The sequence below is a fragment of the Winogradskyella sp. genome, from assembly GCF_013213975.1.
Taxonomy (GTDB): domain Bacteria; phylum Bacteroidota; class Bacteroidia; order Flavobacteriales; family Flavobacteriaceae; genus Winogradskyella.
Map to the genome: position 1 here is coordinate 20,789 of NZ_JABSST010000031.1, position 15,276 is coordinate 36,064.

The window sequence follows — 15,276 nt, forward strand, 5'->3', positions numbered from 1 at the left end:
ACTAACAACGAAAATCTAAACTTAACGAATGGAGATCACAGCGGAATCTGTATGGAGTAATTGTCTCGCCTTTATAAAAGATAATATTCAACCACAAGCATACAAGACTTGGTTTGAACCCATACAAGCCGTAAAGTGCTCAGGCAATGCCTTAAGTATACAAGTGCCTAGTAAATTTTTCTACGAGTGGTTAGAAGAGCATTATGTGAAAATTTTGAAGGTTGCCTTAACTAAAGAGTTGGGAGCAGATGCAAAATTGGTATACGTTATCAAAATGGAAAACACATATGGTAACAAACAACCTTTTACTGAAAAAATTCCCAGTTCAAATAGAACACCTGTTAAATCGCAGGAAGTAGATGTTCCATTTAATAATAAAAGTCCTGAATTAAAAAATCCATTTGTTATCCCGGGAATAAGAAATGTAAAAATTGAATCACAACTTAATCCAAGTTACACTTTTGAAAACTTCTTAGAAGGCGATTCAAATCGATTGGCTAGAAATGCAGGCATTGCGGTTGCTAACAAGCCAGGAGGAACCTCTTTTAATCCTTTACTAATCTTCGGTGGCGTAGGGTTAGGTAAAACACATTTAGCCCATGCTATTGGTGTTGATATTAAAGATAAATATCCAGAGAAAACAGTTTTATATATCTCAGCTGAGAAATTCACACAACAGTACATAGATTCTGTTAAGAAGAACAACAGAAATGACTTTATTCATTTTTATCAAATTATTGATGTTTTAATTATAGATGACGTTCAGTTCTTATCAGGAAAAACAGGAACTCAAGATGTATTCTTCCATATTTTCAACCATTTACATCAAAACGGAAAGCAAGTTGTGCTAACAAGTGATAAACCACCTGTAGATATGCAAGATATAGAACAACGCTTGTTATCTCGATTTAAATGGGGCCTTTCAGCTGAATTACAAACACCAGATTTTGAAACTCGCGTATCTATTTTAAAAAATAAGCTTTACAGAGATGGCGTTGAAATGCCCGAAGAGATTATCGAATACGTGGCGAAGCATATTAAGACTAATGTTAGAGAACTCGAAGGGGCTATTATTTCTCTTATTGCACAATCATCTTTCAATAAGAAGGAAATCACAATCAATTTAGCAAAAGATATCGTTGAAAAGTTTGTAAAGAATACAAAACGAGAAGTATCTATAGATTACATTCAAAAGGTGGTATCAGACTATTTCCAAATGGATGTAAGTACGCTTCAATCTAAAACGCGTAAGCGCCATATAGTACAAGCGCGTCAACTAGCAATGTTCTTTGCTAAAAAATATACCAAAGCATCTTTAGCGAGTATAGGTTCTCAGATTGGACAACGCGATCATGCCACGGTTTTGCATGCTTGTAAAACAGTTGATAACCTTTCATCAACAGATAAGCAATTTAGAAAGTACGTTGAAGATTTAGCGAAAAAGCTATCGCTATAAATTCCTTATTCAAATGACACGAATTTTAATGGTGTGTTTAGGCAATATCTGTCGTTCACCATTAGCCCATGGTATATTAGAATCCAAACTACCAAAGTCTAGTTTTTTTGTTGATTCTGCAGGTACTGCTGCCTACCACGCTGGCAACAAACCCGATCATAGATCTATTAATGTAGCCAATAAATACGGTATCGCAATTCACCAACAACGTGCACGACAATTTATTGCGTCCGACTTCGATACTTTTGATTATATCTTTGCTATGGATTCTTCAAATTATAACAATATTATAAGCTTAGCTAAGTCAAATGCAGATATTGGAAAAGTCAAATTATTCTTAGAAGAAAATCCTAATATCACAGATAAAAATGTCCCAGACCCATATTATGGTGGGGCAGACGGATTTGAACATGTTTATGAATTAATTTCTTCAACGTCAGAATTACTTGCAGAACGATTAAAACACAAACACTTATAAGCTCTTTCTTAACATTTGTTAATTTTTTGTAATTTAGTAACAGACTCCCTAGAACATTTGCTATGAAACTATTAACGACTGTGTTGTGCATCTTATGCTTCACTTTATCTTTTTCACAAGATCTAGAACTCGACTTATTTGCTTCTGGGTTTGATAGACCTGTTAACCTAAAACATGCTGGAGATGATCGTTTGTTTGTCATGGAACAAGATGGCATAATAAAAATCCTTAATGCCAATGGTACAACTGAAAGCACCAATTTTTTAGACATTGAATCCAGAGTTGGAAGCATTGGAAATGAGCAAGGATTATTAGGGCTTGCTTTTCATCCTAACTATGCAACAAATGGGTATTTTTTTGTGTATTACACTAACAATTCTGGTAATACTGTAGTTTCAAGATTTTCAAGAATTGGCATTAACCCTGAAATAGCGGATCCAAACTCAGAGCTTGTAATCCTTACATTTTCACAACCATTTAGTAATCATAATGGCGGCGAACTCCAATTTGGCCCTGATGCATACTTATACATTTCTAGTGGTGATGGTGGATCAGGTGGTGATCCTCAAAATAACTCACAGAACCTTACAAATTTACTAGGTAAATTATTAAGAATTGACGTAAACAATTCGACAGTATCCAACCCTTATGCTATTCCTGCAGATAATCCATTTGTAAGTAATGCTTCTGCTAGAGATGAAATCTGGGCCTATGGTCTTCGAAACGCCTGGAAATTTTCATTTGATAGTGGTAATAATGATTTATGGATAGCAGATGTTGGGCAAAACGCTATAGAAGAAATTAATCAAGTTTCGCACACCTTGGCTGGTCTTAATTATGGATGGAGATGTTACGAAGGAAATAATGCCTTCAATTTAAGTGGATGTCCTAATAGTAATACGCTTACCTTTCCGGTATCAGAGTATGCACACACAGGAGGTAGATGTTCTATTACTGGCGGTTATGTCTATCGTGGTAGTGTTTACCCTAATCTGGTCGGAAAATATTTCTTTGCAGATGTTTGCACCCAAGAAGTTGGATATTTAGCATTTGATAATGGCGTTTGGAACTCTACATTTGAAACGTTTTCAGGTGGCTTTGTTGCTTTTGGTGAAGCTAATAACGGTGAGTTGTTTGTTTCAACACTAGGTGGTAACATATTTAGGCTCACAGACGCTCTACTTAGTGTAGAAGATAATTCATTGAATTCGGTGTCAATTTTTCCAAATCCTACAAAGAATATTCTAAGTCTGGATTGTTCCAATCTAGCATATGATTCCTCAACAGAAATCAATATTTATGACCTTCAGGGAAAAATGGTAATGTCTAAATTTAGAACTGAAAACCCAATAAATACTATAGATATATCTGCTTTACAAAATGGTTTTTATATATTGAAAATTCAAACTAAAAACACTACACAACTCACTAAAAAGTTTGTCATTAATTAATTATGACCAAAAAACTCGGCGATTTATATCTTATTCCAACAAGGCTAGGAGATAATCCACCCTTGGAAGTATTACCAATTGCTATTAAGAAAGTAATTGAACATATTGATGATTATATTGTTGAGAATGAAAAAACAGCACGTCGATTTATTAAACGTGTATCACCAAGTAAATCTCAGCCAAAATTAAAACTCAGTGTATTAAACAAGTATACTACAGAAGGGGAACGACATACATTTTTAAATCCTTGCTTAGAAGGTACATCCATAGGATTATTGTCAGAAGCTGGATGCCCAGCCATTGCAGACCCTGGCTCTGATATTGTAGGTTTGGCGCATGAAATGAATATAAAAGTCATTCCTCTAGTTGGACCGTCATCCATAGTTTTAGCCTTAATGGCATCAGGTATGAATGGTCAAAGCTTTTGTTTTAATGGGTATCTTCCAATTGATAAATCTGAACGCAAATCTAAAATCAAGACTCTCGAACGTTTGTCTTCTGATCAAAATCAGGCGCAAATTTTTATAGAGACTCCTTACAGAAACATGAAGTTATTAGAGGATCTAATGAACACATTACAGCCTAGTACGAGGGTCTGTGTTGCTTGTGACCTTACCCTTCCAACGGAGTTCATTAAAACAATGCCTGCTAAGAGCTGGAAATACAGCAAAGAAGATTTTCACAAAAGACCAGCAATTTTCATAATTCAAAAAGACTAAAGTCTGACCTTCGCTTTTTTGTTAGGCTCAATTAATGACGTATCATAGCCAGAAAACTTTCTCATATAATACTTAACCGTAGAACCATAAGCATCCGCAAAATTGTTTGCACCATAGCTACGTAAAAACTTTTTAACGCTTCCTGGCCCGGCCAAGTGAGCAGCTGCTAAAATACCAGATTCTGTAATTTCTACACCTCCTATAAACTCGCCATCAAAACGCTTAATGTCATTTCTTAATATCCATTTATTGCGAGATGCATTTGCAATGAATGCTTTTTCTTGTAGTTCTGGATTATGCAAAAACTGATTTGGTGTATAAATACCAATAAGCTTCAACGTTTCAGATCCAAATTGGTACTTTCCTAAATAACCTAAGGTATTAACCGTAAAATAATCTCCTTGAGACTCTTTAAAAGCCAAAGCCTCTTTAAAACCTTCAAAAGACTTTCCTAAATGTGGAGTGAAAATTGTCGCATTAGTTTTGTGATCTTCAGCCATAGCCAGCTCAGCTGAAATGTTATAATTAAGATCTAAACCTTCAGTAGAATACAATTTAGAATCTAAATTAGAATCTGGGTATAATGCCAGTGCAATAAGCAAACAAATTACAAATGGCAAAACTATATTCTTAATGCTATTTTTATTCATAACAGCCAATTTTAAATTTATAAGGCGGTCCCCTTTTTGCCTTATAAAATTCGCGTGCAAATATACAACTAATTTTTAATTATTGAAAATCAGACTGTTAAGCTTTGTTAAAAGTTGTTAAAAGTAGAAATAATGCAGCTTTACACGACCTTTGCTATTCAGCTCTATTGCTGGAAAAGGCACCTTAATAAAGTTAAAAACATCAAATATTGTTTTTAAGAAGCGAGAATTTGTTCTGATTTTCGATAAATCAATATCTAAACTGAGATAATATTGCCTAACTCTATTTTCATTTTGGACGAAGTCATCATTAGCGTTTCCAGTAAGCATACCCTCTGCACCGTAGCCAAAAGCTAAATTGAGCCAATTAGGAATCTTTTCCGATTTAATAAACGACTTAATATTAGCACTAAGCCAATACGTTTGACCATTGTAGTCCTTCAAAATCTCTTCAAATAGACCATTGCCAAGTTGATCTGGTCTTTCTTGAGCAAATTGTGTTCTATGAAAGGAATATTTTAAAACTACCCTTTGCTCCTGCCATAACAACTCTTGCCCAACGTACAACCCAGTTCCAAATGTATTTGCTAACATATCAGTCCAGGAAAAACCCCATTCTTCAGAAAAGCCATCCATTACTTCTACAGCAGTTAAAAAGCCTAATCCTAATGTAGACCCATATAATAATTGATCTTGCTTAGAAACTCCTGCCCAATTTAATGTTTGAGCGCCAATTCTACCCAATTGATAGGATGAAAACACATGACCCAACTTATCCATCTGTAACCATTCCTCACCATCATCAATAGTTTTGAATTTTGAACGCGGATAATCAGCGTACCATAATTGATCCAAACCAATTAAGGTTATGGTGGCCAATGAAGCCTCTGTAATGACGACTGTATTACGTCGGGGTACATTCAAAGAATCACTTGGCTTTAAAAACCTAGAAACATTTGACTGAGCAATTAAGGAACTAGAAGTACACAATAAAAAAATAACACTATGGCATTTTAACCATTTCAATACTTACCTATATATTCCTTGACTAGACAGATAGCGCTGATATTCCCTTGCATTATTGTTGTGTTGCGCTAATGTTTTTGCAAACTTATGATAACCAACACGTTTTGCATCTACAGCAAAATAGAAGTAATCATGCTTCTCAGGATTTAAAACAGCGTTTATGGCCGACAAATCAGGCATAGCAATTAATCCTGGTGGCAGACCTGCATTTTTATAGGTATTGTAAGGTGAATCAATCTCTTTATGCACATTTAAGACACGTCTAATAACAGTGTTTTTATACTCAGGTAATTGGTAAGCCGCAAATTTAAGGGTTGGATCAGCATCTAATTTCATTCCAATACGAAGACGATTTAAATAAACTCCAGCAACACGAGGTTGTTCATCTGCTTGTTTTGATTCTTCATAAACGATAGATGCCAAGGTTACTACCTCATCTAGAGTAAGATTTAATGCCTTGGCTTTTGCACGTCTAGAGTCATTCCAAAATCGATCATATTCTTTTAACATCTTATCTCTAAATCCCTCAGCCGAGGTATTCCAGAAAAACTCATAGCTGTTAGGTAAATACATACCCAAAGCCGTTGCCTGGGAAAATCCGTTTTCTTTAAGAAAAGTTGTGTCTGTCATAGCAGTAATTAACGCTATACTATCCGCTTCAATCTGCGAACCAATTCTTCCTGCCAATGCTTCTAAACTATGTTGATTGTTAAATGCAATTTTTAAAGGCACATTTTTACTTCTAATGGAATTAATAATCTCATTATTGTTCATTCCGTTTGAAATCGCAAATCGTCCCGCTTTAATATTATTCACATATTTTTTTTGCTGTGCCAAGGCATCAAAAGAATCCATATCCTCAAGTAATGGCTCTAGTTGTTGTCTTACTTGGAGATAGTTGGCACCTGAAGGTATTTCTATGTATAAAACCTCATCTTTAAACTTAGTATTTGGCTCAAACATAGCTCCATAAATGTAGTATGCTATTACTCCAAAAATCACCAATCCTATCAAGGCTATAGCCCAAAGTATCTTCTTGATATACATAGCTTATGTATTAATACGTTGTAAAATATATTCATTATAGAACTCCTGTCCATCATAACTCCAGTCTTCTTTCAATCCTATTTTTTTAAAACCATTGCCTTCAAATAACTTTAAACTAGCTTCATTTCCTTCTGAAATATTAGCATATACCTGATGCAGTTGCAATACTTTAAAACAATAGTTTATCAGAAGACTTAAAGCTTCTTTACCATAACCACTATTTCTTTTTAAATGGTCTTTAATTAAAATACCAATTCCTGCTCTTCTATTCTTAAAATTAAAATCAAAAACGTCAATTAGGCCAACGGTATTGTTATCGTTAGTACAAATTGCTAAACGTAATTGCTTAGCTTCAAAAATATCTTGTTTAGCATTTTCAAGATACTGCTTTATTAAAAATCGGGAATAAGGTGCTTGAGTATCACTCAATTCCCAGAATGAAGTATCATTCTCAACCTCATAAACAAAGTTAAGATCTTCTGGCTCAAGAGCCCTAAGATAAATGTGGTCACCTTTTAAACTTACCATTGCAATTCGCCTTTAAAAACTTGTTTAGCAGGACCAATTAACCAAATATTTTGATAACCATTTACATCGGTATCAAACTTCACTTTTAACTCTCCACCTTGAGTTTTTAGAATTACTTTATTGGTTGTTGTTTTTGCAGTCTTATGCATGGCTAGTGCCACCGCTGTAACTCCAGTACCACAAGATAAGGTCTCATCTTCTACTCCTCGTTCATAGGTTCTAACTGCAAATCGATCTGAAGAAATTTGTTCAACAAAATTTACATTGCTACCAGCTTTTCCATATGGTTTGCCATAGCGTATAGAAGCACCTTTGAGCTTTACATCCAAATCTTGAATATTGGAAACCATTTCTACATGATGCGGAGAACCAGTATCTAAAAAGACATGATTTTCAAAAGAAGTAATTGCATCTACATTCTGCATCTGCAATTCTACCATGTCATTATCAATTTTTGCTTTGTGTAATCCATCAATAGCAATAAACTCGGTATCTCTATCCACAATACCTAGAAAATGTGCAAAAGCACTGATGCAGCGACCACCATTACCACACATGCTACTTTCGTTGCCATCAGCATTGAAATACACCATCCTAAAATCAGAATTTTTGTCATTCTCTAATAGGATAAATCCGTCCGCCCCAATGCCAAATCGTCGATCACATAGTTCTGCAATACGTTTGGTATCATTTTTGTTAATAACATCTAAACGATTATCAACGATGATAAAATCATTTCCAGTGCCTTGGTATTTGTAAAACGGTATGCTCATATCTGGTTGACAAATATAAGAATATTAGACTGTAAAACGAGCTGTTAAAAGGCCGTTAAAGTTGACGTTAAATAGTCGTTAAAATAGATTTGAAAATCAATAAATACATAAATTTAGTCGTTAAACAATTAAACTTAAATTATCTGAAATTATGAAGAAGATTTTAATGTTATTAAGTGTGTCTATATTAGGTGGTGTATTAACTTTAGGTGGCTATAAGCTTTTTATCGAAGAAAAAAATAGTCAGACAGCCGTTGAGCAAGTTTCAGAACTACCAATTTTCGTACCTACAAACACAACAACGGATAGTTCATCTATAATTGCGCCCAATTTTGTTGATGCAGCAGAAAAATCCTTAGATGCTGTGGTACACGTAAAAAATACAGCCATTGTCTCGGCTCCCACAACTATGTCTGATTTCTTTTTTGGCCGCAGTCAACCAAGAGCTCAAGTGGGTACTGGCAGCGGTGTTATAATTTCTCCAACAGGATATATTGTAACGAATAATCACGTGATCCAAAATGCGAATGAAATAAGTATTACTTTAAATGACAACAAAACTTATATGGCAGAACTTGTTGGGACTGATGAGGCTACCGATATTGCCCTGATTAAAATTGAAGCAGATAAAGACTTACCGTTTATGGCATTTGGGGATTCTGACAGCGCTAAAATTGGTGAATGGGTATTAGCCGTTGGTAATCCTTTTAATTTAAACTCTACAGTAACAGCTGGTATTATCAGTGCTAAATCGAGAGATTTAAGTGGTAGAAACACACAGTCCTTTATTCAAACCGATGCAGCAGTGAATCCTGGTAATTCTGGCGGAGCTTTAGTAAATACCAATGGTGATCTTATTGGTATTAATACAGCAATTTCCTCAAGGGATGGATCTTATATTGGCTATTCTTTTGCTGTACCGAGTAATATTACTCGTAAGATTGTAAATGATATCATGGAATATGGTAACGTACAAAACGGCATATTAGGTGTTGTTGGTGGCGCCTTAAATAGTAAGTTTGCTCAGGAAAATGGATTAGACATCGCAGAAGGTTTCTATGTGAGTGAAGTTACCGAAGATACTGGAGCCGAAAAGGCAGGTATCCAATCTGGAGATATAATTAGAAAAATTGATAATGTTGAAATCAGTAAGTTCTCAGATTTAACAGGTTATCTAAAAACTAAAAGTCCAGAGGATGTTGTGAATGTGACTTTAATAAGAGATGGGGAAGAAGAAATTGTTCCTGTAACACTTTTAAAACCATCAATCACTATCCTACAACCTATAGGAAAGTTGCGAAATACAACAAAAAAAGATTTAGAAAAATATAATATCGATTATGGAGTTAAAATCTCCGAGTTTTACGAGGACTACAAATCCGATTGGTATAATGCAGGTGTACAAGAAGGTAGTATCGTAACAAAAATTAATGGTAAAAAACTTTTCTCTGTTGATGATGTGCAAAACGCAGTTAAAACTAGAAGTTTTAATAAGCCACTTTTAATTGAAGTAATAAATAAAGAAGGTGAAAAAGTAGTTTATAGTTTTAGGTAAATGACCTTAAAATTGTTTTAAAATAACCCTTTAAAGTGTAATTCTTTGAAGGGTTTTTATTTTCGGTAAAATGTGCTACGAAAACGTTTGAAATATGTATTTTTGCGCCAAATTAAACACCAATAAACCAAAACAAAATGGGTTTTAACGACACTTACGAAAAAGAGTTAGCGTTTCAAGCCGATCGTCGCAGAGCAACGGTCGAATTTATTAAAACTGTGAGCGACCTTTGGTACGACAATTCCATTGAGCTCGTTCTCTTCAGAAATCAATTAATGGATAGAAAAGTGAGCGAAATTTTAAATCTGCATGAATATGCAGGTGAATTTGTTCAGAAACCAATATCAATTTTTGATTCTGTCGAAATTGCACAAGCCATTAAAAAACTTAACCTTCCCCCTGCTAAACTAGACATTGGTAAACTGACCTACGAGTATCATCTAGAAGATCAGAAATATGAAAATGCGACGGCTTTTGTTGCTTCCAAATTAGTTGACGCAAAAAAATCCAAAAATATTGAACCAAAAGATGTTATACTCTATGGCTTCGGTAGAATTGGAAGACTAGTTGCGCGCGAATTAATGACACGCACAGGTAAAGGCAATCAATTAAGATTGAGAGCCATCGTAACTCGTGGTGAGATTAACAAAACTGTCTTAGAAAAGCGTGCTTCATTACTAAGAAACGATTCTGTTCATGGAGATTTCTCTGGAATGGTAAATGTTGATATTAAAAACAGTGCATTAATTATTAATGGTACTACAGTTAATGTTATCTCAGCAAATGCACCAGAGGATATCGACTATACTAAATATGGTATTAGTAATGCCCTTGTTATTGATAACACAGGTGCATTTAGGGATGATAAAGCACTGGCTAGACATTTAAAGGCTAAAGGTGTAAGTAAGGTTCTGCTTACGGCACCAGGAAAAGGAATTCCTAATATCGTACATGGAGTTAATCACCTAGAATATAATCCTGATAAAGTTCATATTTTCTCAGCAGCATCTTGTACGACTAATGCTATCACACCAGTACTAAAAGCTATTGAAGATTCCTTCGGTGTCAAATCTGGACACTTAGAAACCATTCACGCATATACAAACGACCAGAACTTAGTAGATAATTTCCATAATAAATACAGACGCGGTAGAGCCGCCGGATTAAATATGGTAATTACTGAGACTGGAGCTGGAAAGGCGGTAAGTAAAGCATTGCCTTCTTTAGAAGGAAAGTTAACATCTAATGCCATTAGAGTACCTGTTCCAAATGGATCTCTCGCTATTCTGAACTTAGAATTAGATAAAAAGACTTCAGTCGAAAGTCTCAATACCATAATGAAAAAATATGCGCTCGAAGGCGATTTAGTTGAGCAGATTAAATACGAAATGAGCGATGAACTCGTTTCTAGTGATATCGTTGGGAGTTCTGCACCTTCAATCTATGATAGTAAAGCTACAATTGTGAGAACAGACGGCAAAAATGCTATCCTATATATATGGTATGATAACGAATATGGTTATAGTCATCAAGTCATTAGACTTGCAAAATATATTTCTAAGGTAAGACGATACGCTTACTATTAGAATACTACTTGAAATGGTTAGAAAAAATCTTGTCTTTAGGCAGGATTTTTTCGTTTTATGTTAAAGTTGATAAAAGAAAGGTGCTTTAACGCAACCCAATTGCATTTTTTGCATCTTAGTATAAATTAAATCATTTAATCTTACTATGAAAAAGCCTGTTCTATTCATTACAATACTGAGTCTACTTATTTTTCAGGCTTGTATTGGCTGGGGAAGTGATGATGCCATCATCGAACCTGAACCCTTTAGTAATTACGAACCTGTGGTTATGCAACGTAGTGCTTTTGAAACCACAACCATTTTCGAATCTATACCTAGAACCATCGAAAACTCAGGAAAAATTTATGTGAAAGATGACCTTATTTTTATAAACGAAATTAATAAAGGGTTCCACTTTATTAATAATGCTAACCCAAGCAATCCGGTTAATGTTGGATTTGTTCAAGTATTAGGCTCTTCTGACCTCAGCATAAAAGGAAATGTTTTTTATGCAAATAATGCTACAGATTTAATTGCTTTTACTATTGATGAAAACAATCAATCCTTAACCATTACCAAACGCCTGGAAAATGTATTTCCTCAAATTTGGACACCAAACGGACCAGGCTTCTACAGCGTTGCACCAAACGAGATAATAATAGATTGGGAACTCATAAATTAAGCGCCATGAAAAGACTATATTTAATTTTAGCATTGGTTCTATTAGCATGTAGTTCTGATAGCACGTCATCAAACGATTCAGCAACCTTAAACGAATCTAGTGGTCAAGGTGGGTCCTTAGCGCGCTTTGCCATTTATCTCGATTATCTTTTTGTAGTAGACGACACGAATCTAAATGTGTTTAGCATAACCGATCGAGAAAATCCTGTACAAGTTAATACGATAGCAATTGGGTGGAATATCGAAACCCTATTTAATTATAAGAATTACCTCTATATGGGTTCGCGTAATGGTATGTATATTTATAATATCGATAATCCTGAAACTCCAACATATGTTTCAGATGTGGAACACTTTACAGCTTGTGATCCAGTAGTTGCTAATGACACACATGCCTTTGTGACCTTACATACCAATATAGGTTGCGGTACTGATATAAATGTTTTAGAAATATATGATGTCACTGAGGTCACAAATCCGATTTTAATTTCTTCTAGAAATTTAACAAAGCCTATCGGTCTAGGTCTCTATGGCAATTACCTTTTTGTTTGTGATGATGAAGTTAAGGTGTTTGATGTTTCGAATCCAGAAAATTCGAGCTTAGTAACTTCGGTAGACGTTAATGCATTTGATGTAATTATTAATCAAGGCCGCTTAATTTTAATTGGAGAAAATGGGCTTTACCAGTACAATTTAGATCACACTAATATCACAAATATCAGTCATTTAAGTACGATAAACATCTAACTAGTTATTTGTAATCGTATATACATAGCCTTGCAGAATTGTAAGGCTATTTGTTTGATAATTTATATATGATATGCTCATAAAATCATTATCTTGGCACTTAATTAATCACTCAACCAAAACTAAATTAAGAATGAATTTCTTAACAAAAATCACTGCAGTTCTTTTAGTGACGTTAAACCTACAAACTGTTTCTTCACAAAAAAATACCAACACTACCGAGGAGCAATACTCGCTTAATAGTGGCAATATTGATAGCCAATTTGAATATATTTTTAGAAAGTCTGGAAACTTTAAAGGTACCAATGGACAACCTTATGAGGCTGTTAAACAAGTTTGGCTATTAAAATTAAAAGCCAATGTGCTCGACTCCTTAAAAACTACGTATAAAGATTTGGCCGATTCTGAAGCCACCGTTGCTAATCAAGTAAAAGAAATTGAGGATTTAAAATCCAAATTAGGGAATACCCAAACCACCTTAGATCAAACTAACTTAGAAAAGAATAATATGGCTTTACTAGGTATGCAAACATCTAAGACCAACTATAATGTAATTATGTGGAGCATCATTGCTGCATTAACAGCACTACTGTTGTTCTTTATTTATAAGTTTAAAAACTCAAATTCTTTAACCAGACAAGCTAAGCTGAAACTTGAAGAAATAGAAACAGAATTTGACGAACACAGACGTGTAGCGCTAGAACGTGAGCAAAAAGTAAGACGTCAATTACAAGATGAGATTAATAAACACAAGGCGTAAATCATCGATACACAAAATATAGAAATCCGCAAAACTCCTCTGCGGATTTTTTATGAGCTATATTCAATTAAATATAAGTTTATTCATAATTAGAAAACGAGCTTATGAAAAAAGCCACTTGGATCTTATGTGTTTTACTAATAAGTTCGTGTGCATGGTTTGAAAAAGAAACAAAAACAATTGATTTAATCGATGATATCAAAATAATCACGCAAAGTGACGGTATGTCTAATGGTTTTTCTATCTCCCATTTCAAAAATGATACTGAATGGAATCCAATAATTAATGATTATCAAACCATTTTATTTGATTCTATACATCGTAAGGTCTATGTAAAATCTCAAATCTTCAAAGATAAATTCAAGTATGATATGATCCTATTCAATGCCATAACAGACCAAAATTCTTATAAAGTTATTGATATTTTAAAGCATGAATTTTTATTAAAATTAAACAATTGTAAACAATGCAAGCCCTATGAATATTCAGAATTCTATTAAAATCTATTTATTATTCATTTTTTGATAGTTTATCTTGATTTCCACAATTAAACCTAACTTTGCAATCTATTTAACCAAATTATGCGCATTGATATTATTACTGTTTTACCTGAGTTATTAAAAAGTCCATTTGAAGCCTCTATTCTAAAGCGTGCTATTGATGCTAACTTAGTAGAAGTGCATTTTCACAACTTAAGAGATTACACAACAGACAATTACAAATCTGTTGATGACTACCAATTTGGTGGTGGTGCAGGAATGGTGATGTCTGTAGAGCCTATAGATAAATGCATTACTAGTTTACAAGCAGAGCGTAAATACGATGAGATTATTTATATGACTCCTGATGGTGAGCGTTTAAATCAAAGCATCGCTAACCAAGTATCGCTTAAAGAAAACATCATTATTCTTTGTGGCCATTACAAAGGTGTAGATCAGCGCGTACGAGACAAATTTATTACGAGAGAGATTTCTATTGGTGATTATGTGCTGTCAGGTGGAGAGTTAGGAGCTGCTGTATTATGCGATGCTGTAATACGTTTAATTCCCGGAGTATTAGGAAATGAAACCTCTGCGCTAACAGATTCATTTCAAGATAACTTGTTGGCACCACCTATATATACAAGACCTAGAGAGTATAAAGGTATGAAGGTACCAGATGTTTTATTCAGTGGTAATTTTGGTGAAATTGAAAAATGGAGAGAAGAACAAGCTTACCAACGCACTAAGGAAAGACGACCTGATCTACTCGATGAGTAAGACCATTTAAAAATGATATCTTAAAAATTGTCAATTTCCAATTAATAGTTATCTTTGCAGCCACTTTAGATTAACCTCTGGCGAAAATCGTGAATGTTGGTTTGAAGCAACCATAATAAAAAAAGAAAACATGGATTCTTTAGTAAAATTTGTACAAGACGAATTTGTAACCAAAAAAGACCTTCCAGAATTTAGCGCAGGTGATACTATTACTGTGTATTACGAGATTAAAGAAGGAAACAAAACACGTACACAGTTCTTCAAAGGTGTTGTTTTACAGCGCAAAGGCAGTGGGACTTCAGAAACATTTACTATTCGTAAGATGTCAGGTACAATTGGTGTAGAACGTATCTTCCCAGTAAACTTACCAGCATTACAGAAAATTGAAGTTAACAAGCGTGGTAAAGTACGTAGAGCACGTATCTTCTATTTTAGAGGTCTTACTGGTAAAAAAGCAAGAATTAAAGAAGTTAGACGATAAGCTAACGACCATACAAAAACAAAAAGCCTTCGAAATCGAAGGTTTTTTTTATGCCTATAATTAAGTGAATTGTTTAGTGAAGGAAGTAAGATTTATTGTC

The 15,276-nt window shown here is 34.3% G+C and carries 17 protein-coding genes; 12 read left to right on the forward strand and 5 right to left on the reverse strand.

Going from position 1 to position 15,276, the window contains the following annotated elements; all coding sequences use genetic code 11:
- The first annotated feature begins 28 nt into the window (after positions 1-28).
- From dnaA to HRU49_RS06365, 4 genes are all read left to right on the forward strand, one after another.
- Entirely contained in the window at positions 29-1,456 is a 1,428-nt protein-coding gene (dnaA, locus tag HRU49_RS06350) for a chromosomal replication initiator protein DnaA (protein ID WP_296355306.1), read from the forward strand.
- A gap of 13 nt (positions 1,457-1,469) precedes the next feature.
- The gene (locus tag HRU49_RS06355; protein ID WP_296355308.1) at positions 1,470-1,934 is read left to right on the forward strand and encodes a low molecular weight protein-tyrosine-phosphatase; all 465 of its coding nucleotides are present in this window, start codon (positions 1,470-1,472) and stop codon (positions 1,932-1,934) included.
- A 62-nt stretch (positions 1,935-1,996) separates the two neighbouring features.
- Positions 1,997-3,385, forward strand: coding sequence for a PQQ-dependent sugar dehydrogenase (locus HRU49_RS06360; protein WP_296355309.1), 1,389 nt, complete (start codon positions 1,997-1,999; stop codon positions 3,383-3,385).
- Positions 3,386-3,387: 2 nt separating this feature from the next.
- A complete protein-coding gene (locus HRU49_RS06365; protein ID WP_296355311.1) occupies positions 3,388-4,104 on the forward strand; it encodes an SAM-dependent methyltransferase in 717 nt (238 codons plus the stop codon).
- Here the strand turns inward: HRU49_RS06365 and HRU49_RS06370 are convergent.
- The 5 genes from HRU49_RS06370 to dapF form a co-directional block, all read right to left on the reverse strand.
- Positions 4,101-4,754 carry a peptidoglycan-binding protein LysM gene (locus HRU49_RS06370; RefSeq protein WP_296355313.1) on the reverse strand — a complete coding sequence of 218 codons (654 nt, stop codon included), beginning with the start codon at positions 4,752-4,754 and terminating at the stop codon, positions 4,101-4,103. The two genes, HRU49_RS06365 and HRU49_RS06370, sit on opposite strands and share 4 nt — an antisense overlap.
- A 117-nt stretch (positions 4,755-4,871) precedes the next feature.
- On the reverse strand, positions 4,872-5,678 hold the full coding sequence (locus tag HRU49_RS06375) for a DUF2279 domain-containing protein (RefSeq protein WP_363146392.1): 807 nt from the start codon (positions 5,676-5,678) through the stop codon (positions 4,872-4,874).
- A 105-nt stretch (positions 5,679-5,783) separates the two neighbouring features.
- A complete protein-coding gene (gene mltG / locus HRU49_RS06380) occupies positions 5,784-6,827 on the reverse strand; it encodes an endolytic transglycosylase MltG (RefSeq protein ID WP_296355314.1) in 1,044 nt (347 codons plus the stop codon).
- Between the two features lie 3 nt (positions 6,828-6,830).
- Positions 6,831-7,355 carry a GNAT family N-acetyltransferase gene (locus HRU49_RS06385; RefSeq protein WP_296355316.1) on the reverse strand — a complete coding sequence of 175 codons (525 nt, stop codon included), beginning with the start codon at positions 7,353-7,355 and terminating at the stop codon, positions 6,831-6,833.
- A complete protein-coding gene (dapF, locus tag HRU49_RS06390) occupies positions 7,349-8,128 on the reverse strand; it encodes a diaminopimelate epimerase (RefSeq protein WP_296355318.1) in 780 nt (259 codons plus the stop codon). Before dapF ends, HRU49_RS06385 begins: the two co-directional genes overlap by 7 nt.
- A gap of 151 nt (positions 8,129-8,279) precedes the next feature.
- Between dapF and HRU49_RS06395 the strand changes: the two genes are divergently transcribed.
- The 8 genes from HRU49_RS06395 (at position 8,280) to rplS (ending at position 15,176) form a co-directional block, all read left to right on the forward strand.
- Complete coding sequence (locus tag HRU49_RS06395; protein ID WP_296355320.1) at positions 8,280-9,683, forward strand: trypsin-like peptidase domain-containing protein; 1,404 nt, start codon at positions 8,280-8,282, stop codon at positions 9,681-9,683.
- Between the two features lie 137 nt (positions 9,684-9,820).
- Positions 9,821-11,269 (forward strand): glyceraldehyde-3-phosphate dehydrogenase, encoded by a 1,449-nt coding sequence (locus tag HRU49_RS06400; RefSeq protein WP_296355322.1) that lies wholly within the window; start codon positions 9,821-9,823, stop codon positions 11,267-11,269.
- Positions 11,270-11,414: 145 nt separating this feature from the next.
- Positions 11,415-11,930 (forward strand): hypothetical protein, encoded by a 516-nt coding sequence (locus HRU49_RS06405; protein WP_296355324.1) that lies wholly within the window; start codon positions 11,415-11,417, stop codon positions 11,928-11,930.
- A 5-nt stretch (positions 11,931-11,935) separates the two neighbouring features.
- Complete coding sequence (locus HRU49_RS06410) at positions 11,936-12,676, forward strand: hypothetical protein (protein WP_296355326.1); 741 nt, start codon at positions 11,936-11,938, stop codon at positions 12,674-12,676.
- A 133-nt stretch (positions 12,677-12,809) separates the two neighbouring features.
- Positions 12,810-13,436, forward strand: a complete 627-nt coding sequence (locus tag HRU49_RS06415) for a tRNA (guanine-N1)-methyltransferase (RefSeq protein ID WP_296355328.1) — start codon at positions 12,810-12,812, stop codon at positions 13,434-13,436.
- A 104-nt stretch (positions 13,437-13,540) separates the two neighbouring features.
- Positions 13,541-13,936, forward strand: coding sequence for a hypothetical protein (locus HRU49_RS06420; RefSeq protein WP_296355330.1), 396 nt, complete (start codon positions 13,541-13,543; stop codon positions 13,934-13,936).
- Positions 13,937-14,017: 81 nt separating this feature from the next.
- Positions 14,018-14,695 carry a tRNA (guanosine(37)-N1)-methyltransferase TrmD gene (gene trmD / locus HRU49_RS06425; protein WP_296355332.1) on the forward strand — a complete coding sequence of 226 codons (678 nt, stop codon included), beginning with the start codon at positions 14,018-14,020 and terminating at the stop codon, positions 14,693-14,695.
- A gap of 130 nt (positions 14,696-14,825) precedes the next feature.
- Complete coding sequence (gene rplS / locus HRU49_RS06430) at positions 14,826-15,176, forward strand: 50S ribosomal protein L19 (protein ID WP_111683054.1); 351 nt, start codon at positions 14,826-14,828, stop codon at positions 15,174-15,176.
- The last annotated feature ends 100 nt before the right edge of the window (positions 15,177-15,276 follow it).